At 49.4% G+C, this 22039-nt stretch carries 20 protein-coding genes; 3 read left to right on the forward strand and 17 right to left on the reverse strand.

Features of this window, described 5'->3' with window-relative positions; genetic code table 11:
* Position 1: 1 nt before the first annotated feature.
* The 6 genes from rpsP to ACGG9R_RS07550 form a co-directional block, all read right to left on the reverse strand.
* Positions 2–265 (reverse strand): 30S ribosomal protein S16, encoded by a 264-nt coding sequence (gene rpsP / locus ACGG9R_RS07525; protein ID WP_022106325.1) that lies wholly within the window; start codon positions 263–265, stop codon positions 2–4.
* 30 nt (positions 266–295) lie between these two features.
* On the reverse strand, positions 296–1666 hold the full coding sequence (gene ffh / locus ACGG9R_RS07530; RefSeq protein ID WP_390153443.1) for a signal recognition particle protein: 1371 nt from the start codon (positions 1664–1666) through the stop codon (positions 296–298).
* Between the two features lie 10 nt (positions 1667–1676).
* Positions 1677–2000 (reverse strand): YlxM family DNA-binding protein, encoded by a 324-nt coding sequence (gene ylxM / locus ACGG9R_RS07535; protein WP_022106327.1) that lies wholly within the window; start codon positions 1998–2000, stop codon positions 1677–1679.
* Between the two features lie 539 nt (positions 2001–2539).
* Positions 2540–2935, reverse strand: coding sequence for a hypothetical protein (locus ACGG9R_RS07540; RefSeq protein ID WP_390153446.1), 396 nt, complete (start codon positions 2933–2935; stop codon positions 2540–2542).
* A 168-nt stretch (positions 2936–3103) separates the two neighbouring features.
* Positions 3104–4048: an alpha/beta hydrolase gene (locus tag ACGG9R_RS07545; RefSeq protein ID WP_390153449.1), complete on the reverse strand. Its 945-nt coding sequence runs from the start codon at positions 4046–4048 to the stop codon at positions 3104–3106.
* A gap of 188 nt (positions 4049–4236) precedes the next feature.
* Complete coding sequence (locus ACGG9R_RS07550; RefSeq protein ID WP_390153452.1) at positions 4237–4839, reverse strand: HD domain-containing protein; 603 nt, start codon at positions 4837–4839, stop codon at positions 4237–4239.
* A 507-nt stretch (positions 4840–5346) separates the two neighbouring features.
* On the opposite strand from ACGG9R_RS07550, the gene ACGG9R_RS07555 reads away from it, so the two are divergent.
* A complete protein-coding gene (locus tag ACGG9R_RS07555) occupies positions 5347–7074 on the forward strand; it encodes a phosphoethanolamine transferase (protein WP_390153455.1) in 1728 nt (575 codons plus the stop codon).
* A gap of 665 nt (positions 7075–7739) precedes the next feature.
* Here ACGG9R_RS07555 and ACGG9R_RS07560 read toward each other — a convergent pair.
* From ACGG9R_RS07560 to ACGG9R_RS07595, 8 genes are all read right to left on the reverse strand, one after another.
* Complete coding sequence (locus ACGG9R_RS07560) at positions 7740–8093, reverse strand: CGGC domain-containing protein (RefSeq protein WP_390153458.1); 354 nt, start codon at positions 8091–8093, stop codon at positions 7740–7742.
* Entirely contained in the window at positions 8062–8874 is an 813-nt protein-coding gene (locus tag ACGG9R_RS07565; protein ID WP_390153460.1) for an ABC transporter ATP-binding protein, read from the reverse strand. The genes ACGG9R_RS07560 and ACGG9R_RS07565 overlap by 32 nt, the downstream gene beginning before the upstream one ends.
* The gene (locus ACGG9R_RS07570) at positions 8874–9932 is read right to left on the reverse strand and encodes a FecCD family ABC transporter permease (RefSeq protein ID WP_390153463.1); all 1059 of its coding nucleotides are present in this window, start codon (positions 9930–9932) and stop codon (positions 8874–8876) included. The genes ACGG9R_RS07565 and ACGG9R_RS07570 overlap by 1 nt, the downstream gene beginning before the upstream one ends.
* A 3-nt stretch (positions 9933–9935) precedes the next feature.
* Complete coding sequence (locus tag ACGG9R_RS07575) at positions 9936–10937, reverse strand: ABC transporter substrate-binding protein (protein WP_390153466.1); 1002 nt, start codon at positions 10935–10937, stop codon at positions 9936–9938.
* Complete coding sequence (locus ACGG9R_RS07580) at positions 10934–11308, reverse strand: endonuclease domain-containing protein (RefSeq protein ID WP_390153469.1); 375 nt, start codon at positions 11306–11308, stop codon at positions 10934–10936. Before ACGG9R_RS07580 ends, ACGG9R_RS07575 begins: the two co-directional genes overlap by 4 nt.
* Before the next feature lie 611 nt (positions 11309–11919).
* A complete protein-coding gene (locus tag ACGG9R_RS07585) occupies positions 11920–12570 on the reverse strand; it encodes a hypothetical protein (RefSeq protein WP_390153472.1) in 651 nt (216 codons plus the stop codon).
* Between the two features lie 84 nt (positions 12571–12654).
* The gene (locus ACGG9R_RS07590) at positions 12655–15084 is read right to left on the reverse strand and encodes a TonB-dependent receptor plug domain-containing protein (RefSeq protein WP_390153474.1); all 2430 of its coding nucleotides are present in this window, start codon (positions 15082–15084) and stop codon (positions 12655–12657) included.
* Positions 15085–15202: 118 nt separating this feature from the next.
* Positions 15203–15610, reverse strand: a complete 408-nt coding sequence (locus tag ACGG9R_RS07595) for a hypothetical protein (protein WP_022106222.1) — start codon at positions 15608–15610, stop codon at positions 15203–15205.
* Positions 15611–16410: 800 nt separating this feature from the next.
* Here ACGG9R_RS07595 and panC point away from each other — a divergent pair.
* Entirely contained in the window at positions 16411–17259 is an 849-nt protein-coding gene (panC, locus tag ACGG9R_RS07600; RefSeq protein WP_390153478.1) for a pantoate--beta-alanine ligase, read from the forward strand.
* A 491-nt stretch (positions 17260–17750) separates the two neighbouring features.
* Complete coding sequence (locus ACGG9R_RS07605) at positions 17751–18716, forward strand: bile acid:sodium symporter family protein (RefSeq protein WP_390153481.1); 966 nt, start codon at positions 17751–17753, stop codon at positions 18714–18716.
* A 76-nt stretch (positions 18717–18792) separates the two neighbouring features.
* On the opposite strand, the gene ACGG9R_RS07610 is transcribed toward ACGG9R_RS07605, so the two are convergent.
* Genes ACGG9R_RS07610 through ACGG9R_RS07620 form a run of 3 tightly spaced genes read right to left on the reverse strand, consistent with a single transcriptional unit; the run spans position 18793 to position 21792 of the window.
* A complete protein-coding gene (locus ACGG9R_RS07610) occupies positions 18793–19056 on the reverse strand; it encodes a hypothetical protein (RefSeq protein WP_390153484.1) in 264 nt (87 codons plus the stop codon).
* The gene (locus ACGG9R_RS07615; RefSeq protein WP_390153487.1) at positions 19031–20776 is read right to left on the reverse strand and encodes an ABC transporter ATP-binding protein; all 1746 of its coding nucleotides are present in this window, start codon (positions 20774–20776) and stop codon (positions 19031–19033) included. Before ACGG9R_RS07615 ends, ACGG9R_RS07610 begins: the two co-directional genes overlap by 26 nt.
* The gene (locus ACGG9R_RS07620) at positions 20752–21792 is read right to left on the reverse strand and encodes a radical SAM protein (RefSeq protein WP_390153490.1); all 1041 of its coding nucleotides are present in this window, start codon (positions 21790–21792) and stop codon (positions 20752–20754) included. The genes ACGG9R_RS07615 and ACGG9R_RS07620 overlap by 25 nt, the downstream gene beginning before the upstream one ends.
* Positions 21793–22039 lie beyond the last annotated feature (247 nt).

The following is a 22039-nucleotide window of genomic DNA, read 5'->3' on the forward strand; positions in this document are numbered from 1 at the left end:
CTTATTTCTTTGCTTCTGCAAACTTAGCGAGGATGCCGTTCTTTCTCAGAATGGAACGAACAGTGTCGGTCGGCTGTGCGCCTTTTCCAAGCCAGGACAGAACCTTTTCTTCATCGATCTTTACCGGAGCGTCCAGTTTAGCCGGGTCGTACCAGCCGATGGTATCGGTCGGTGCGCCGTTTCTAGCTGCTTTGGAGTCGATAACGATAATGCGGTAGAATGGATTCTTCTTAGCGCCCATACGGGTCAGACGAATTTTTAACATTGATATTTCACCTCCTTGAAATGATCTCGATTATTTACGGAACATCCCTGAGAGACCGCCAAGGCCGCCCAGTTTGGATGGATTTAACTTTTTCGGGTTCATACCCTTCATTTTCTTCATGGTCTTCTGCATATCAGCGAACTGCTTCATCATGCGGTTCACATCCTGGATCTTGACGCCGGCGCCTTGCGCGATACGCTTGCGGCGGCTGCCATTCAGGATCTTCACATTCGCACGCTCTTGCGGAGTCATGGAGAGGATGATGGCTTCGATGTGCTTCACTTCTTTGCCATCAAGGTCGATGTCCTTCAGCTGGTCTTTGAATTTGCCCATGCCCGGAAGCATCCCGAGGATGCTCTGGAAGGATCCCAGCTTTCTCACCTGTTTCAGCTGGTTCAGGAAATCGTCAAGGGTGAATTCCCCTTTACGCACCTTCGCCGCTGCGTCTTTCATGGATTCTTCATCCATATTTCTCTGGGCTGTCTCAATCAGCGTAGCGAGGTCGCCCAGGTCGAGGATACGGCCGGCCATACGGTCCGGATAGAAATCCTCAAGGCCGCCGTCGAGTTTTTCGGACACACCGATCATCTTGATCGGCTTGCCGGTGACGGTCTTGATAGAGAGCGCTGCACCGCCTCTGGCGTCGCCATCCATCTTCGTCAGGATGGTGCCGTCGATGCCCAGATTTTCATCGAAGGCTTTGGCAGTATTCACGGCGTCCTGACCGGTCATGGAGTCAAGGACGAGAAGGATCTCATGCGGATGGACCTCTGCTTTGATGTTGCGAAGCTCGGCCATCAGCTTTTCATCGATCGTGAGTCGGCCTGCGGTATCGAGGATGACGACATCACGGTTGTATGCCTTGGCCGTATCGATCGCGTACTGCGCGATGTGGACCGGATCCACATTCGGCGGCATGCGGTAGACCGGGACATCCGTCTGCTCGCCCAAGACTTCGAGCTGCTTAATTGCTGCCGGACGATAGACATCGCAGGCTGCCATCATCGGACGGTGGCCTTTTTTCTTGAACATCAGAGCCAGCTTGCCGGCAGTCGTCGTCTTGCCGGCGCCCTGCAGGCCGACCAGCATGATGATCGTCATACCGGAGGAAGACAGAGTGATCTTGCTCTGTGTCCCGCCCAAAAGCTCTGTCAGCTCGTCTTTGACGATCTTGATGACCGTCTGGTCAGGCTTCAGGCTGCCGAAGACTTCTTCCCCCATCGCCTTTTCACGGACGTGAGCGATGAAATCTTTCGCCACCTTGAAATTGACATCGGCTTCCAAAAGCGCGCGGCGGACCTCACGAAGCGCCCCATCAATGTCACTTTCGGAAAGCTTGCCCTTCCCGCGGAGATCCTTGAACGCAGACTGCAGCTTGTCTCCTAAATTTTCAAATGGCATCCGGTCACCTTCATTCTGTCATCACTTTCAAAAGACTCTCTGCCTCTCCCCGCTCTGCCTGGGGAATGAAATGCAGCAGCCGTAAGGCAGCCTTCTCTCTCTTCTTGCGAAGGGAGCAGGTGTGAAGCGCCGCCTCATAGGAAAGCAGCTGCTCTTCTCCATGACGCATCGCATCATGGACCGCCTGACGGGAAATATGGAAATAGTCAGCAATCTCAGCGAGCGTGAGATTTTCATTATAGTATAAGTCGAGGCAATCCTTCTGCCTCTTCGTCAGGAGCTCTCCGTAACAATCAAGGAGCTCTCCCTTCTCTACGATGTTTTCAATAGACATAGTTCATCACCACAACGGATGTTATTATACAGGAGAAAAATGCTCTTGTCAAGGGGTTTTGCTTGACAAGGCTTTTTGAGGTTCGTGGTTCAGGGTTCAGGGTTGTGGTGGCGGCTTCGCCGCAAAAAAGAAAGCCAACCCCGCCTCGCTGCGCTCGGCAGCCCCTTCCAAGGGAAGGGGCTAGCGTGGACACTCCCTCCTTCCTATGGAAGGAGGTGCCCCGAAGGGGCGGAGGTTGGATGGGGAAAGCGGGATGAAAAAGAGCGGGGGAGATCGTCTCAAGCAGGCAATTTACGAAAGTACCCGAGCGCCGCTGACGCGGTCCCCCTTCCCCCATGGGGAGGCTGCGATACGAGAATACCGCTTCCCCCATAACGTCAAAGCGAATACACGCATATTCTGATGTCTCCTAGTCTAATCTCTAGTCACTCATCTCTGCTTTCAAACTTCGGGGTTCACCCATTCCATGACAAAAGCGGCACTGCATGACTCGCAGTGCCGCTTGTATTTATAAAAACGCTGATTAAATCCGTGTTTCCTTATTTCTCCATTTTCACGCCGGCCTTCTTCAATGCTTTGAATGTATAGTCGAGAATGTTGTACAGTGTCTCGCCGTCTTCTGCGGTGAGCTTCTTCGGATCGATCCGTTTCATATCCTTGTAGTAGAAGGCGAGCTTCTCACCGATGGCTTCAATGACTTCGGCTTGGTTCTCCTTTGTTGTATCCTTCTCTTCGACGGCACCCGCCTGGACTTTGAAGAGTTCTTCCTGAAGGCGCGCATTCTCGTCTTCCAACGACTCGATGGTGAGCTTCAGTCCTTCATTGTCATCGCGTTCCTGCGACAGGTTCATCTGCAGACTTTCCACAGTGCCTTTCAGCACCAGGATCAGCTGCCGTGCCACTTCCATGGCTTCCAAAGTATTTGCGTTCTGCATGCGTATCGCCTCCCGAGAAAAAGGGTCCATCCGGTGCAGCAGGGTCAAAAGAGCCGACGTCTGAAAACAGATTGTTTCAGAACGACGGGAAAGCCCGACGAACCTCTTACGCCGCTGTCCATGATGGCTCAGACTTCATTTCCTTTATTCTACCACAACTCTGTCTGTCTACTGTAAACTTTTCACAAATTTTTGGACATGTTCTCGATAGGCAGGGCCGTTGGCCGCCATTTCCATCGTGTGACCGGCGCCTTGGAAAAGATAGAGCTCCTTTCTGGGACTGCCGGCTTCAGAGAAGAGGTCTTCTGCTGCGCCGTAGGGGATGAGCGTGTCGGATTTCCCGTGGAGGATGAGAAGCGGTGAACGCGCCTTTGCGGACTGCGTCAGGGGATCGAGGTCACGGAGAAGTTTCCTGTCATGCACGAAGAGCGCCGCCTGAAAGAATGGATTCAAGACATCCATGCCGAGCACCAAACGATCATCGCCTGTGTAGCGCATGATCTTTTCACGGCCGAGCTCCATCAAGCTCGCGTACGAGCTGTCTGCGACATAGAACTTCATTGCCGAGCCCTCTTTGCTGCCGCTGTAGAGGAGCGCCATCGCTGCACCCAGAGAGATCCCATGGATGCCGATCTGCATCGAGGGGTCTTTCGCTTTCAGGAAATCGACCCACGCATTCAGGTCTTCGATATCATGCACGCCCCAGTCAGGATACTCGCCTCCGCTCTCGCCATGTCCGCGCAGATCGACCATCAGGACGGAGTAGCCCATCTCACGGTAGATATCCGCATATGGCACGCACATGGAACGGTTCTGGTACAGACCGTGCAGCAGGATGACGGCGCGGTGGTTTCGATTTCCACTTTCGATGTACGAGCCTTTGAGTCGTGTACCGTCCTCTGATGGCACCGTCACCGACTGCCAGCCGTAACGATTCTCCATCGCATGAATCTGCGAAAGATCCCGCCGGTGATTCTCGATCCCCAGGATCTGATCCCAAGGCGCATGAAAAAGCTCTTCATACGCCATATTTCCAGCAAATCCTCCCGCCAAAAGCAGCAAAAGCAGTGCTGTATAAAGCAAGCCTTTGAAAAGACTAAAAAGACAACCCATACCTATCCCTCGATCAAGCAGCGCCCGTCAACCATCACACATCAGCACGGGAAAAAGATCTCGTGCCATCTCTCTAAGAAGCAACACCCTTCATGCCCCTTTCCCGTCTATGGAACAGCTATAAGTATAGCACACTCTCCAAGAGGGTGTGCTGTCTTCCGCGGCCTATCCCCCTAACGGGCGGTTTCTCATTCGTCCCGGATCCTTCCCTTAGCCACATTCGGTGCAAGGATTCTCTCCTTTGCATAACTCCAAAGAACGCGGGAGCCCTTCGGCGTCAACTCATTTCTTTTATAGATCTTGGAAAGCGATACACCGAACTGCTGCCATGCTTTTCCATCCGTGTAGTCATTCAGCATCATCGGCTGGATATTATCCATCGTGTGAGCAAAGCGCGCCTCTGCCGTCTCACCAGCCTCAAACTCCTGCCAAAGATCATAGAGCTTTCTGCCCTTCTCCTTCGGCAGCATCCCAAAGATACGCGCCGCCCCTTTCTCTTCCTTTGCGTGCTGCTCTTCCTTCGACACGCCGCTGTAGGCATACGTATCCCCCGCATCGATCTCCACGAGGTCATGAATGAGCAGCATCGTCACCGTCTTCAAGACGTCGATGGGCTCATTGCTATACTCAGAAAGAAGCACCGTCATCAGCGCCATGTGCCAGGCGTGCTCCGCATCGTTCTCCCAGCGCACCGCACCTGTCACATACGTCTTCCTCTCGATCAGCTTCTCCTTGTCGATCTCACGGAAGAAATCGAAAAGCGCGTCTAATTCTTTCATTTTTTCATCCATAGCTCGTCCTCTTTGGTATAATGGAATGTGTTAAATGATAGTTTAATGTTTTTTGGGGGTAGCCCTAGAAATCAGGGGTGAGTGACTGGTGACTAAAAATTAGCAGCTAGGGATTAGTGGCTAGGGATTAGGTTTTCGATACGAGAAAACCGCTAATTTTAAATCTCCGCGGCGCTTAGGGAAACACTGATTAAATCGTTGTCTGACTTGGCTCTTGTACTTTCATGCAAGGTGAGGAATAAGCCGCCGCGAATAGCGAGCTATTTAAGGAGAATGTCGACGACACTATGTATAAAAATCCATATGAAATCTGATTCTGCGATTGAAACAGCGTTTCCTTAACACACGACGTTTTTCTCCGCTCAGGATGACGAAATGCGCCGCACCGCCCTCGCACTACCTATAGAACCTGCTGAACCTTTTTCGCACGTAATCAAGGGGCACCACGCCCCACGGGCTAACCCTGAACCCTGAACCCTCCCCCCATTATACCAAAAGGAGTCTCCCTTGCGTCCCAGTCTATATACCTTTCTCCGCTTTACGGCCACCGGGCTTGCTATCTTCGCCCTCATCTACGGGCTGCACCTTGCCGTGACAGGCGAAGTCTTCCCGCCATGGAACGACGTGTCCATCTTCTTCACCTGCGTGACACTGTCCCTCCTCTTCACCTTCTACCGCCCCGCATTCCAGCAGCTGCCGCTCCTTTTCTTCGCCCTTTCCGCGATCTCCGTCCGCTTTCTGACAGGTCTCCTCACCCCTTCATGGGATCTCTACGGCTGCCTCTCCTTCTCAGTCGCCACATGGGGCATCCTCGCACTTCTTTCGCCGCCTGCACGCTTTGCGAGAGAGAGAGCCTGCTATGTCTTCCTCGCCGGCTTTCTCATGACGCTCCCCGCCCTCGTGACATGGAGCTGCTACTTCCTGACAGGCAGCTTTCCGCAGCCCGAAACACTTCTCGCACTTCTGCAGACCAATGTCAGTGAAGCCGCCGGATACCTCTCCGGACACCTCTCCCTTCCCTTTTTGCTATGCCTTCCGCTCTACTTTGGCGCGCTCTTCCTGATCTCCGAAAAAAGCAGCACAGGTGAGCTCTTCTCCCGCCCTTCTCTCCTTCCGCGACTTGCCCTCCTCCTCGTCGCCCCCGTCAACCTTGCCCTTTCCTACAGCAATCCCATCACCACGCCATGGATCGGCATCAAGGACTACATGAAAGCCTACGCCGACTTTGAGCAGAAATCCAAAGAACGCACAAGCCGTCTCACGAACCTCACCATTTCCTCAGCTCCCGGCCTCTACGTCCTTGCCATCGGCGAATCTGAGAACAGTGAGCACATGAATGTCTATGGCTACCCGCGCCCGACCACCCCCTGGCTTTCCTCTCGCAGAAACGACCCGCACTTTCTTTTCTTTGATGACGCCTACAGCTGCTACGTGCAGACCGTCCCTGCACTCTCCTATGCTCTGACCGCGAAGAACCAGTACAACGACATTTCCCTCGCAGACGCTCCCTCCCTCATCGAAACCGCCAAAGCCGCCGGATTCCATACCGTATGGATCAGCAACCAGGTCCGCTTCAGCGCCTGGGATACCCCGACCACCATCATCGCCTCCGAAGCCGACGAGCAGCACTGGCGAAACAGTCACCTCGGCACCACCGCCGACCTTGACGTCTACGACGATGCCCTCGCCGAAGAGCTCACAAGCATGAAGAGCAGCGAGAAGACTCTCGTCATCCTTCATTATATGGGAAGCCACATGCCCTACGCCTACCACCATCCCAAAAGCTACGAGAAGATCCGCAGCGACGACCCCTATCGCGACCAATATGACGATACCATCCTCTTCCACGACTACGTGATGGAAAAGCTGTATGAGACACTCTCTGCCCGCCCCGACTTCCAGACCCTCCTCTACTTTTCCGACCACGGCGAAGGCATCGACCTGCACCTCGACCACAATCCCGCCACCTACGTCCCCGCCATGACCTACATTCCCTTCTACATGGCCTTCTCCGACACCTACCTCTCCTCTCACCAGAAGCTCATAGGAAATCTTGCCGCCCGCCAAAAGAGCCGCTGGACCAATGACCTCGTCTTCGACACCCAGCTCGCCCTGATGGGCATCCGTCTCCCCGATCTCTACGAGCCGGAGAATGACATCACCTCCGATCACTATGACGATACACCGGATCGGTTTAAGACCCTCTTTGGGACAAGAGCGATCACGGCCAAGTAAAAGAAGGCGATGTGAAATAACGATCATCTCATTTTCGCGTTCCATCTGCCGCGGGGGACTTGCATCTCTCATAGGAGTGACCGGGAAAACCTTATCCCAGCTGTCTTTCATGCCATAGTCACCCTATCCGCCCCTGCGGGGCACCTTCCCCTAGAGGGGAAGGCTATTAAGTTAAGCGGCAGAACGTTCTTGGCTCCCCATCGGGGGAGCTGCCCGAAGGGCTTGTACAAGCGAACTGGATTTTTAGGAGTGAAGCGACGCAAAAATCCAGTGAGACGCCATTTCGAACGAAGTGAGATGAGGGGACTACGTAGCGGTATTGCATGAAAGTGTTGGAATATCGATAGCATCGGACTATTCAACATAGCACGCTATACCGCTTTTCTCCCTCCTTCCTTTGGAAGGAGGGGCCCCGAAGGGGCGGAGGTTGGCTGCGTAAAGCGGTATTTTCACACACGGGGATGCCAACCCCGCCTCGCTTCGCTCGTCTGCCCCTTCCAGAGGAAGGGGCGAGGATGATTCTTGATCGGGCATCGCCCCATATATAATTGCGGCGAAGCCGCCCCCTCAACCCTGAACCTTGAACCTTGAACCAAATGAAAGCAAAGTAAAAAGGGGCTGTGAAGAAATGGGAATTCATTTCTTCACAGCCCCTTTTTACTTACTCAAAATTCCGAATGCGTGCCCCGCACGACCTCGATGCCATTCTCCAGGAAGATACCTGCAAGTGCTTCGATCTCCCGGCACAGCTCCTGATCTCCCCCATCATGACAGCAGCAGATCCCGAGGTGGACCGCATCCGGATGCAGCTTTACGATCCTCTCCACCTTTTCTTGGAGCCCCTTGTCATTTTCCATGGTATGCCCGCAGCCGCTGCACCGCATGAAAGCCTCGATCTCCAGCGGCTCCTTCCCGTAGCGCACAAAGGCCCTCGTCCGCTGGTTGAACGCCTGAAAGCAAGCCGCCCCCGTGCAGACACGGCTTGCCTTAAGACATGTTAAAATCACGATTCGTTTCATCATCGGTCTCCTTCCAATGGCGCGGAATGTACATGATATTCATGCGACCCGTTTGTTCATCATAATGGATCTCACTATCGACATCATAGAGCGCTTTGATGAAATCCACCGTCAAGAGCTCATGAGGCGTACCAACGCCCACCACTTTCCCCTGCCGTATCGCGATCAGACGATCACAGTACATCGCTGCTATGTTCAGATCATGCACCGCTGCAACCACCGTATGTCCCAGCCCCTTGACGATGTCCATGATCCCCAGCTGGTACTTGATATCGAGATGATTCGTCGGTTCATCGAGGACCAGACATTCCGTCTGCTGCGTGAGCGCCCGTGCAAGGATGACGCGCTGCTGCTCACCCCCGGAGAGCGTCGAAAAATTACGTGCTTCAAAGCCTGAGAGCCCGACGATAGAGAGCGATTCATGGGCGAGGCGATAGTCCTCCGCATTGTCCCTGTCCATCATCTTCTTGTGCGGCGAGCGCCCCATCAGCACCACATCAAGCACGGAAAAATCAAAATTATAATAATTGTGCTGTGCCACCACCGCCAGCTTCAGTGCCGACTCACGATATGACATCTCATCTAAGAGCTTTCCGTCAAAGCGAATCGTCCCCTCCGTCGGCTTCTGTACACGATACACGCATTTCAGAAAAGTGCTCTTTCCGCTGCCATTAGGCCCTATGATCCCCAGAAACTCCTTTGGATGAAGGGTAAGGTCGATCCCCTTCAGGATCTCTTTCTTCCCGATGAAATACTTCACCGCTTCTGCCAGGATCTCCATCAGTCGCTCCCTCCGAATCCATATGTTTTCTTAATCATCAGATAAATGAAGCTTGGCGCACCGATCATGGAAATCAGAATACCGATCGGAAGCTCCGTATGCGGGATAATCACGCGGCAAAGACCATCCGCCACGACAAGGAAGATCGCTCCCACAAGCGCTGCGACAGGAAGCAGTCTCTTGTGATCTGGTCCCGTGAACATGCGGATGACATGCGGGACAATCAGACCGACAAAGCCGATCATCCCAGCCGAGTACACCGCAAAACCTACGATAAGAGAAGAAATCAGAAGATACCACTGCCGGTACGCGTGAAGATCTGTCCCCATCGTGATCGCTGACTCATCGCCAAGAAGCATCAGATTCAGCACACGGCTCTGCGTCCAGAAAAAAAGGATCGAAGCCATGATGATCGGCGCGATCACCGCGAGCTCTCCCCACTGCGCCCCTGCAAGACTTCCCATCATCCAGTACGCGATCGTCTGCATTCCCTCCTTATTATTGGCAAAGTACACAATAAAGCTGGAAAACGCCCCGCACACCGCCGATAATGCCATACCGGCCAAAAGCAGCTTCATCGAGTTCGACCGGCCGCCTAGATTAGAAATAAAGAGTACCGCCAGCGAAATCACAAAAGCTCCGATAAAAGCAGCGATACCGACAAAATTCGGTCCCAGCGCTGCCCCGACTCCCAGAAGGATCGCGGAGGTCGCGCCAAGTGACGCGCCCGAAGAGATCCCCAGAATGTACGGATCCGCCAAAGGATTCTTCACGATCGCCTGCATGATGACCCCGCAGGACGCAAGCCCTGCTCCGACAAGTGCTGCCAAGACGAGCCGCGGCAGGCGAAGAAGCCATACGATGTCATGGACCGGCCCCTGTCCCGTCGCCTCGATCGGCCGTCCGCTCGTGAACTGATCCAGCACCGCCGCGTAGATCTCTTCCAGCGGCAGCTTCACCGTCCCGATGCTGAGCGCCCAGAAAAGCGAGAGCACCAGAAGCACGGCCAAGAGCAGCAGGAACGCGGCAAAGCCGATTTCTTTCAAACCATTTTTCATATCTTATTCCTCCGGGTAGAGCCCTTTTCCAATAATCTGTATCCCATCATACGTCCGCACGCCTGCGCTGTAGATGGCGTAAAGAGGAAGCGGATAAATGCGCTTCTCCTTCACACAGGTGAGCCCCTGCAGCGCCTGATCCTGATACAGCCGTTCTACGATCTGATCCATCTGATCATACGCATTCTCGCAGACCACCATGAAAAGCGCCTCGGGATCCATCTCGATCAGCTGCTCCTTGCTGATCGTACGCATACCGACACCAAGAAGCTCCCCGCCCATAGACGTAAGGATATTTCCTGCAAGCGAGCGTTCTCCGTAGACCGTGATATCCTTTCCGAGATACTCAATGATAAGCCCCCGCGGATGATGTCCCATTTTTTGCGCCTTCTCTTCCGCACGCTCGATCTCATCCTGCATCTTAGAGACCAGCACTCGAGCCTTCTCCTCCCGGTTAAAAATCTTCCCGAGATTCAAGATATCCTGATACTCATAGTCGATCGTATGTACTTGAATCTTTGACGAAGACCCGGGAGCTATGTATGTCCCGACACCACGACCTTCCCAGAAATCCGTCCCACGGAGCGTCTTCTTATCGAAAGACGATGCCCAGCCCACGATGAGATCCGGATCCTGCAGCATCACCGTCTCCATGTCCAGTTTTTCCATACTCGTATACGGGATCTTCGCATACGCCTCGCGATACTCCGGACGAAGATAACTCCCATCCGGCAGCCCCATCGCTGCCACGATCCGATCCCCTACGCCAAGAGCCATCAGATTTTCGATCGAGTTTTGCCAGATGCACACCACCCGCTTCGGCGGCTTTGGGAACGTCTCTTCCCGCATCTCTCCGTGACTGTTTAACGTTTCAACGGTGACAGGGTAATGAGCCGAATCCTCCACCACCGCTTCCGTCCGCGGCGCCCCCTCCTTCACCATCGGGCTACAGCCCGAGAGAAGGCAACAGGAAAGAAGCGCCGCCGCTATCCATATCTTTTTCATTCTTCCATTTCCTTGATCCGTTCCTTCACAGCGCGGTCGATCAGGACACATACGCCATAAAACCTTTCATGTATATCACCATTCGAAAACCGAAGCACCTTGCATCCATCCTTTTCCAACTTCTCGCTGCGCCATGCATCATAGCTCTTCCCATAGTCAGAGTAATGCTGTGCCCCATCCAGCTCGACGATCAGCCGCGCCCTATGGCAGTAGAAATCACAGATAAAAGCCCCCATCACCCGTTGCCGCCGGAACTTCACCGGATACATGCGTAGGAAATGATACCAAAGATGAAACTCCTCCTTCGTCATGTGACGACGCAAGGAAGACGCTCGTCCCTTCATCGTCCGGTTCAAAGGTGGTTTCTGCATTATGTGCTCCTTTCAGATCATAGAACCTTCGCCATTGCATGACATTGTTCAGGCCTTCGGGCCATCGCCCCCCTTGGGGGAGATGCCGAAGGCAGAGGGGGTGTATTTCCTCGGCCGTTAGGCCGGTTTTAAGGTTCTCTAAATGATTACGGTATACCGCTGGCATTTAGAAAACCATACAACCTCGCTTCGCTCGTGGAAATGCACCCCCTTTGGTGCCTTCGGCACCACCTTTCCCCCGCCCGGAGGGGGCACTGGTCCGATGGACCTATCATTGTCTGATAAAGCTATATTCAAAAATACTTCCCAGGAAAATCTGCATCATGTGCTCCTTTCAGATCATAGAACCTTCGCCATTGCATGACATTGTTCGGCCCTTCGGGCCATCGCCCCCTTTGGGGGAGATGCCGAAGGCAGAGGGGGTGTATTTCCTCGGCCGTTAGGCCGGTTTTACGGTTCTCTAAATGATTACGGTATACCGCTGGCATTTAGAAAACCATACAACCTCGCTTCGCTCGTGGAAATGCACCCCCTTTGGTGCCTTCGGCACCACCTTTCCCCCGGAGGGGGCACTGGTCCGATGGACCTATCATTGTCTGATAAAGCTATATTCAAAAATACTTCCTAGGAAAATAGGTCGGGTTCTTGTACTCCCCGATCCATGCATCATACGTTTCCCCATCGATACCGAGATTTCTCTGGCACCAGGCTTTCCAATTTTCACCATACTTCTTATCTTTCAAGATGGCGTCCATCGTCCAGTCGGAATGCTTGGCAAGGATCCATGTCACTTTCACATAATGCATGGGGTAGCCCTGTCTCATGTAGCGCATCCCGACCTTCTTCGGAATGCCCCACCAACGTTCGAGATTCACGGCTTTGAGCTCGAGGTCTTTCTGGTAGGCCTTTTCTCCCACCGCACCGATCAGTACTTCCACGCGCTGCCACGGTTCATCTTTCTTCATTGCGAGGATATCTTTCACCGGTTTTCCGGAAATATAGGAGAGCTTCGCCGCGCGTTCCAGATCGCGGAAGCTCGTCCCGCTATCGATCAAGCTCTTCGTCTCTTCCGGAGTGACGAAATATTTCTGGGAGAGGACAGTCTGCATCTCTTCCATGGTCAGTTGAGGACGGCGCGGCGGCCGTTTCTGCTGTTGCTCCTGCTCCTGCTTTGTCCCATCCGCCGCATAGACAGGATTGACAATACCAAGCGGCACAGTCAGAAGGAGAGCAGAGAGCGCGAGAATTTGGATCTTTTTCATTTGGTTTTCTCCTGTAGATATGGTGAAAGTGCGCCTGCGAAAGCAGGCGCACTTTTCGCGCATACAGAGTGATGTGGTTTGGTATTAGAAGGTGTACTTTGCGCCGACCAGTACGCTGCGTCCCGGCATTGCCGAGGAGCCGATGCCGTTCCAAGAGTTGTATGATGTTTCGTATCCTTCATTGGTCAAGTTATTGATCAGGAGGTATACATTCATGTTTTTGGTCAGCTGATAGTTTACATTCCAATCCAGTACAAGGAATCGTCTATTGGTAAAAGCGTGTTCACTGCAGCCCGTATACCAGTTTGTCAGTAAGCCAGTGTACAGTTTGCCATTTTCATAAGAGAGGTTCAAAGAATAATGGTTCTGTGGACGAAGGCTGTTGATGGCAGTATTGATATCGCTTTCATTTGCATATCCCCAGCTGTCATCAAGAATCCAGCCCGGTTTCGCTTTCCATTTGTCCTTCATATGGGAATAAGAAGCAGACAATGTCAAGTGATCGTTAAACTGATGATCTACCGTGAAATTGAACGACTGCTTATCTTCCTTGGCATTTACCGCTGTATTTTCCGGTTCCTGCTTCGCTTCATTCCAAATCGGAAGGGTAGCAATGGCATTCGTCATCTTGGTGATATCGTAATGAACAGCCAGCGTCGTCTTATCAGAGAGCTCTTTACGTACGCCGAATGTCCATGCATTGCCTTCTTCATCTTTCAATGGTGTTTTAAATACGCCGTCAACCGCGGAATAATCCCCTTCACGAAGCGGACGGAATACCTTCGTCCATCCCGCATACATGCTGGTGGAGTCATTAAACATATATTCCGTATTGATGGTGTAGTTCAGATCATGGGTATCGCCTTTCCCCTGTGTGTTGCCTGTAGAGTGTTCAAAGGAACTATACTTGGCGTAACGAATAGCCGGTGTAAAATCCCATTTATCTGTCAGATGGATTTTGTCCTGAACATATGCCTGCAACGTTTTTCGCTGAACATAAGAACTTTCTTCAACACCATTTTTAATGCTTCTGGAGTAATTTCTTGCCTTATCGTAAGTTACGCTGGCGATCACGTCGTGAATACCAAGTGATTTAGCCAGCTGCAGCTGGATCCCCTTATTCTGTTCATCATGCCAGCTCGTTGGCTCAGGAGCTTTACCACCTGTCAATTCCAGCCAGCGGTCAAAGGCTTTCTGATCTCCGCTTCCCGGGAATGGAGCCAAATATTCTGCAATCCACTTGTTCAGCTGCTCATTAGTTGTCCCTGTCGGGAACATCTTATCATATGCTTTGCTTTCATCCGGGAGGAAGATCCACTTATATTTATCTCGGTGCATATAACGATGTCTCTGTGAATACAAACGAACAAAGCTGTCCATTCCATTATCTTTATTGAATGTATAGGTTACATCGACATCATTGTTATTAAATTTACTGAAGGAATTATACAAAGCTCCGTCTAGCGCATATAAATTGTGATAACCTGGATTCTTCTTATCCCCGCTTAATTTCGTGGAGACTTTGGTTTTTTGACCATTTTCGTCTAGGATATAATAAAAATCCTTCCCATCCTTTTTCTTGCCACCGTATTCATATTGGGTGCCATCTGACTTCTTCTCGGTTGTGTATTTATATGCTATCAACTTATTATCTTTATCCAGCTCGCCTACAGCCGCATTAAAAATGATTCGATTCCAGTCATTCTGGTTCCAGTATCTCATACTTGGTGTAGCGATCGGGTAACCGTCTTTCCCATCCTTGTGGTTATAAGCAATTTTCAAGGAATGATTAGCATCGAAATCTTTATCGATTCGAATGTTAACGCCGTCCTCTTTCCAGCGAGAGCCACCCAAGGTCCCTGTTTCTCCAGTGAAACCGTCTTTGTACTTGGTATCACCAGACATGTTTCGGTTGGCAGAAATGAAGTAGTGCAGAGACTTATCATCGCCTTTTGTTCCCGAAACGCTGACTGCATAATTGTGCTGATGCCAAGAACCAGTAGACACATCAACTGTAGCAGTAGAATCATCACCACCTTTTCTAGTGATGATGTTAATGACACCACCGGTCGCATCTGCGCCATATACGGATGCACCAGGTCCTTTAATCACTTCAATTTTATCTACATTTTCCATATTGGTGACCTGATTCAGGTTCACCCCTGTGGATTTTGTCCCCTTCTTGCTATTTCCACCAACACGGGTACTTGCCGCATTATCTACACGACGACCATCAACACAAACAATAACGCGGGTATCCCCGTTAATGGATACGCCATTGTTATAGAATTCGTATCCATATTCCCCGCCGCGATACCCTGGGTTCTGGAACGTAACGCCAGGAATACGCTTAATCGCTTCCGTCAGATCCGTATAGTGACGCTTCTCGATCTCTTCTCTCGTGATGACCTTCACATCACCGCCGGTACGATAGTACGACTGCTCGGTAATGGTATCACCGAATTTATTCTTTGTCTTATCTGCCTCGACGACAACGGCATCGAGCGTATACATATTTAAATTTTCATCGAATGCAGCATGAATCAGAGTACCCCCCCCCGATTGTCAACATCGATGCTGCCATTAAGGTAAGTAATGCTTTTCTTTTCATCATCAATTTCCCTCTCGCTGCTTACCAGCGTTTTCCTGTAATGTAGGTGAATGTATAATCCTCAGTCGCGACCCAATCCTTCCAGGTATCTTCAAAATGCCCCAGATTGAAAGTCACAGTTCTTGTGCCACCGGCTGAAATCTTGACCAGCGGCATTTTGGTCGGCATAGCGACGTACTGATACTTGCTGCCATCCGCGCGCGTGAAGGTGATCTCGGTCACGAACTGATTGATCTTCGTAATGCTGAGATCCTTTCTCTTATTCGTGAATGTCCCACGCAGGCAGAGGTCGCCCTTGTCGATCCACGCCTTCTCTGCTCGCCATTCCAATATCATCGTATCCGATGACTGTGTCGCCGCCGATGCGTGTGCAAACGGCAGGAAACAAAGCCCGAGCAGAAACAGACAGGCTAAAAATAATTTCTTCATCTCTCCCTCCTTTCTCAAGACTTCAAAGAAACAGACATTTATTCCACTCCCCCACCCGTCTGTCCGTGTTTCGACGGCAGGAGCGATAGAATACGCGTTGAAGCGGCTAACCACAAGCTCATCATTTTGAAAATGATTATAATGATGATTTAAATATTACATGATTAGAACTCATTTTTCAAGTATTTTTTTAATTTATACGTTATGTATAGAAATATATGCTTTATCATCTATAATATTTTTGATAGATAACGTCAGCATTCTATCATTTCCAGCCAAGCCTACGACTTTGTGCGCGCCAGATCGCTCCATCGGACCATTTCCCTTTCCTCTTGACAATCCCCCCCTGATAGAGTATTCTTTCTCTGACAGAACAAGGGAGACGATGGTCAAGTCGCAGAGTCTGATGAGATCAATGCTTCCCCTGTGAGATCCGTCCATGCTCTATGGATATCCCGAAGGGAGTCTGAAAGAAATCAGGACGGCAGCATGAATCCTCGGCCATTCGAGCAGTATCAGCTGAGCTGTATCGAGGAAAGGCCATCGGGCGCTCTATGATCTCACCGTCTGTCAAACTTTAATATCGCTTGGATTTTTATAACCGAGACGAATGCAGAGATTTCAAATCAGAATGCATCCCTCTGGGATGTATTTTTAATTTGCCTTCCTGCCAAGTGGGTATTGCTGGCAAGGGCTGGTTTCTGAAACCGCATTCATTTAGGGTGCGGTTTTTTTGATGGAAAGATCCGCACTCACCCAAGCATTTGACGGGAAGCCCTGCTTCCGGGAAGGAATCTACTATGAAAGTCATCCACACCACCAAAGAGCTGAAAGAGTACGTCCACCAGTGCAAGAAGGATGGGAAATCCATCGGTCTGGTGACCACTATGGGAGCGCTTCATGAAGGACATGCGTCCCTGATTCAGGCCGCTCGCAAGGAAAATGATTTTGTCATCACTTCTGTCTTTGTGAATCCGACCCAGTTCGGACCGAACGAAGACTACGAAGCATATCCGAGAACGCTCGAAGCCGATGCGAAGGTCGCAGAAGCCGCCGGCGCAGATCTTCTCTTCGCTCCGTCTCCCGCTGAAATGTATCCGCATAAGGATATGACATGGGTGGAAGTCACTGGCCCGATCACGAAGGTCCTCTGCGGACGCACACGCCCGATCCATTTCCGCGGCGTAGCGACTGTCTGCACGAAATTCTTCAATCTGACGGAATGTGATCGTGCGTACTATGGTCTGAAAGATGCGCAGCAGACGCAGGTGCTCCAGCGCATGGTCGAGGACCTCTTCATGAATGTGGAGCTCCGCCTGATGCCGATCGTCCGTGAAGCAGACGGCCTTGCGAAGTCTTCCAGAAATGTCTATCTTTCCAAGGAAGAGCGCACCGCGGCTCTTGTCCTCTCGAGAAGCCTTTCCCATGCAAAGGAAGCCTTCGAAGCCGGTGAAAGAAGCAAAGTGAAGCTGATCGACCAGGTGACGAAGGAAATCGAATCCGAACCTATGAGCGATATCGACTATGTTGAAATGTATGGCATGCCGGGCCTTCCGGAGGTCGGAGAAACGATCGAAGGTCAGGTCCTCCTCGCTCTCGCTGTCCGTTTCGGCAAGACAAGACTCATTGATAATGTGATCCTGGGATAATTCGCTTTTGGGTTTGAGGTTGGCAGTTGGTGATCGGCAGCGGGCGGACGGGATATCGATTTCCTCATATCACTTGCATACCGCACCGCCAGATCCGCTCTTCGGGCATCTTCCCCATGCGGGTAATGCTATTAAGTTAAGGAAATCGTTAACTACGTAACGTCTTGCTTCCCCCTTCGGGGGAAGTGCCGAAGGCAATAGGGGCATGCTAGCGGTATAGCGTGCTATGTTGAATAGTCCGATACTATCGATATTTCAACACTTTCATGCAATACCGCTACGTAGCCCCCTCTCCCCATCGGGGAGCTCCCCCGATGGGAAGCCAAGAACGTTCTGCCGCTTAACTTAATAGCATTACCATGCGGAGTGGGATTTGCGCTCATTTGCGCGCTGAACATGCCCTCCTTTTGATCTGTTCTCCAGATCTTGCACTGCCCATCACCCATTGAACCCCCAGACCCCTGAACCCTTTTGGAAAAGGAGCCGTACTAATGCTTTCTCTCATCGTTCGTTTTTGCACGAAATACATGTCCATCGGCGTCGTGCTGATCGGCATTTTCAGTATTTTCTGGCCGGAAGTGATGAAGCCATTCGCCCCGAAGATCCCGACGCTGCTCGGTATCATCATGTTCGGCATGGGCATGAGCCTCACCCCCGGGGATTTCAAGAATGTATTCAAGCAGCCGAAGAATGTAGCGATCGGCACGGTGCTGCAGTTCGTCATCATGCCGGCGGCTGCTTTCGCACTGATTCATCTATTCGCCCTTCCGCCGGAAATCGCGATCGGCGTCGTCCTGGTCGGCTGCTGCCCCGGCGGCACGGCTTCGAATGTCATTTCCTACATCGCCAAAGCCGACGTCGCTCTGTCTGTATCCATGACGATGGTGAATACCATCCTTGCGCCATTTGTCACGCCATTCCTGGTGTGGCTCATTGCCGGTGCCTGGGTCAATATCGATTTCATGTCCATGATGATGTCCATCGTGAAGATGGTGCTCCTGCCGCTGCTCATCGGTGTCGGCATCAACTATTTCTTCCCGCGTCAGGTGAAGAAGGTGAATACGATCATGCCGATGTTCTCCGCACTGGTCGTCATCATCACGGTCGGCTGCGTGGTCTCCCTCTCCGGCCGCACCATCCTTGACAACGGCCTTGTGATCCTCGCCGTCGTCATTCTGCATAACCTTTGCGGCATGCTGCTCGGCCATTTCTGCGCTTGCCATTTCGGTCTCAATAAGGCGCAGACCCGCGCCATGACGATCGAAGTCGGTATGCAGAATTCCGGTCTGGCTTCCACGCTGGCTCTCATGTACTTCACAGCGGCCGGCGGCATCGCGGGCGCCATTTTCTCCGTCTGGCACAATGTGTCCGGCTCCCTCTTCGCCTCCTACTGTGTAGGCAAGGATGAAGAAGCAGAGAAGGAAAGCAAACTGTCTTCTGCTGTTGAATTGAAATAGTTTCCCGCACGCAAAAAGAGATTCCGATTTTTCGGAATCTCTTTTTGCGTGCGGGATCATATTTCTGCTTTACTTCTTATTCTGAAAACAAATCATTGTCCTTCAATCGAATAAGCAAATCCCCCAACAAATTTCCCGCTAAGTCAGGATGTAAACCATAGTGAGAATTCATTTCACTCACAATCTCAGCATTTCCAAATCCTTTCTTTAGCAAGTTCAGGATATAAGCCGTTTCTTTATTTACAACATAGACATCTTCTCCACCATTTTTAAAAATCGCCAATTTCGTACCACTCATTTCTACAATTTCATAATCAACCAGTAATCTGCTTTTCGTCATTCTTTTTCACCTGCTCTTCAAATAAACGGTAATATCTCCCTTTCTTTTTCATAAGTTCTTCATGAGAGCCATTTTCTTGCACGCTTCCTTCGTCAAGCACATAAATCTTGTCCGCTTTTCTAACAGAAGACAGCCGGTGCGAAATAATAATAACTACTTTGGTCTTTGATAATTCTCGTAACGTCTGTTGTACTATTTTCTCCGTTTCTGTATCCAACGCTGAGGTAGCCTCATCAAAAATATAAATGCTCCCATTCTTCAACAAGGCCCTGGCTAAATTGATACGCTGCCGTTCACCACCAGACACCGTTGTTTCTAAGTTCCAAGCCTTCTCTTTTTGTTCAAATCTTTTTTGCATTTCCTGAATGCCCGTTCGAGCAATCACTTTAGAAACATCTTCATCACTCACACTTTCAGGCGCTTCATATAAAATATTTTCACGTAAGGTTCTATGAAATAGCGGCGCGTCTTGTGGGATATACGAAATTAGAGATTTCATCGACTGTCCGTTGATCTGGTTTACATCATTTCCATTCCATAGAATTTTCCCTTCCTCCACTTGATAAAGTCCAAGCAAAAGCTTGATAATAGTTGACTTTCCTGCTCCACTTTTCCCTACAATAGCGGTGATTTCCCCTGGTTTAAATGACATGGAAACTCCTTGGAGTATACGCTGATTGTTATAGCTGAATTTTACATTTTGCAGCTCAATTTTTCCTCTACTCTCCATCTGCCCCTTTTCATCAGCAGATGTCTTTCTCTCGGGAATATGTCGTTTCAACTCATCGACTCGCTCCATGGCACCTTCCCCAATTTTGAACAAAGGTATTAAGGGAACTGCCCCTACAAAAGCACTGCTCAATTTTTTATAAAACAGCAGGAATGCAGTGATTTCCCCTATCGTCATCTTTCCGTAATACATCGATACTCCGCCTAGAACAATAATAATCATATAGCTGGCATCCTCTGACATACGCGTGAGCAATGAACGAATATAATTGATTTCGTCCCGTTTGTTCCAGGTACCATAATACTGTTTCAAGCATTCCTGAAAGCGCTGACATTCTTCTTTTTCCTTTCCAGCTGCTTTAATAAGCAAAATATTTTTCAAAACATCCTGTAGCTCACTCGAGGCAATAGCTCTTGCTTCATTATGCTCCTTATATAATTCTTTTAAGGGAAAATAAAAATTACTGAACAAATCCAGACATTTCAGCAGAACCGTACCAATTCCAAGCCATACATTTAAATAAAACATACAGGATAAAATAACAAATGATTCTGCAATGGCTAAAAGTCCTTCCACTAAATGATGAGGCATCATTCCTTCTAAGTTGAAAACATCATCAGTTTGCCTTGCCATAAGGTAGCCAACAGAAAACTGGTTAAAAAATGCCAAAGGTGCTGATAAAATAGTCTGAAAAATTGAAAGTTGTATATTTTCCATTCCAGAGAGCATAGAGAATAAGCCGATCCGCATCTTCTCGTAACTTACTGCATATTTCAGAATAAAAATAGCAAGCCATAAAAGTCCAAGCTGCCAAATTTCTGTTTTGACTTCATTTGACAAGAGCGCGTCCATTATATGTCCAGCCAGCACGGGTTCCACTATATCTAAACCCATGTATATAATGCCTAATAGAGCCAAATAGAAAAAGAGTCGATAGGGATGCCTCAAATGCTGAACTATTTTCCTTATATTTCGGAATTTGGATTCCATGGTCCCTCCACCATTCGTTTTAAAATATGTGCCCTATAGCAATCTCTATTTGAAGGTTTTCCCGAATTTCCATTCTCATACTTCAATTTAGGGTTACAAGATGAGCAGAATTTACGATAACAGCAGCGATCACAAACCGTTTCAATATCTATATTTTTCCCTCTCTCTTCAAACATTTTTTCCCAGCAACGTTCAAACCCAAGTTTTAAGACATTGTACTTATTCCCATCGCATAATTCACAGAGATACATGTTACCATATGGATCTATCGAAAACGAATTTAATCCCGCTGCACATTTCTTTCCTAAAAGGCAACTACCATTTTGAATTTTATCTGATAACATCTGAATATCGCCAAACTTAAACTGACAATCAATTACATCAATTAAAGGGAGTTGATAGCGTTTGCTGGCTCTACTGCCGTCATTATAATTGATGATATTGTAATAAAAGAAGTAAGAAATCTTATATTTTTGAAAAAATATATACATCTGGTCAAGCTCGTGCTGATTTATAGTATTAGCTATCACTTTTACTTTGATCCGAATATGTTGCTTTATTAAAGTATGAATACTTTGCATAACTTTTGAAAAAGCATTAGCGCTTCGGGTAAAGCGATAATAAGAGTTTTCAGAAAATCCATATAAAGTTAGACTAATGCACATTGGTGGATGATCTTTGAGAAAGTCTATCATTTCACTGCACAACATACTTATATTTGACAAAATCGTTATTTTAAAATTCTTCTCATAAGCATATAAATAGATTCTCCAAAAATCAGATCTAGCAAGTACTTCTCCACCCGTAAAAGTGATGGTTAAGATACCTTGTATCTTTAACATGTCTATGATTTTAAACCAGTCTTTTGTATTTAGTTCTTGCTTTGGTGATATGCCTTTTTCTGGCGTTTGATAACAATGCACACATCGAAAATTACATTGATACGTCAATTTCAAGATCGCATGTATTGGTTTTCTTTCATCCCGCATTTTTTCCATCAGTACCGACATATGCATTTTAAACTCTCCTTTAATGTAAATGTAAAGAAGCATCGATTAAATCGTTATTCGATTTTACTCTTGTATTTTCATACAACACTTGTGAAACCGAATCCGCGATTTAATCAACGTTTCCACAGAAATCTACTGCGTAAAACATTCATTACCTGACTAAGATCTGATTAATTCGGCCAGGGGTTATCATCACCACCATTACAGGAGCAATGATGCTCTACAACTTTAAGTAAAGAAATTTTCTCAAATA

Origin of the sequence: Dialister sp. i34-0019-2H8 (assembly GCF_042846925.1) — a bacterium.
Lineage (GTDB): Bacteria > Bacillota > Negativicutes > Veillonellales > Dialisteraceae > Dialister.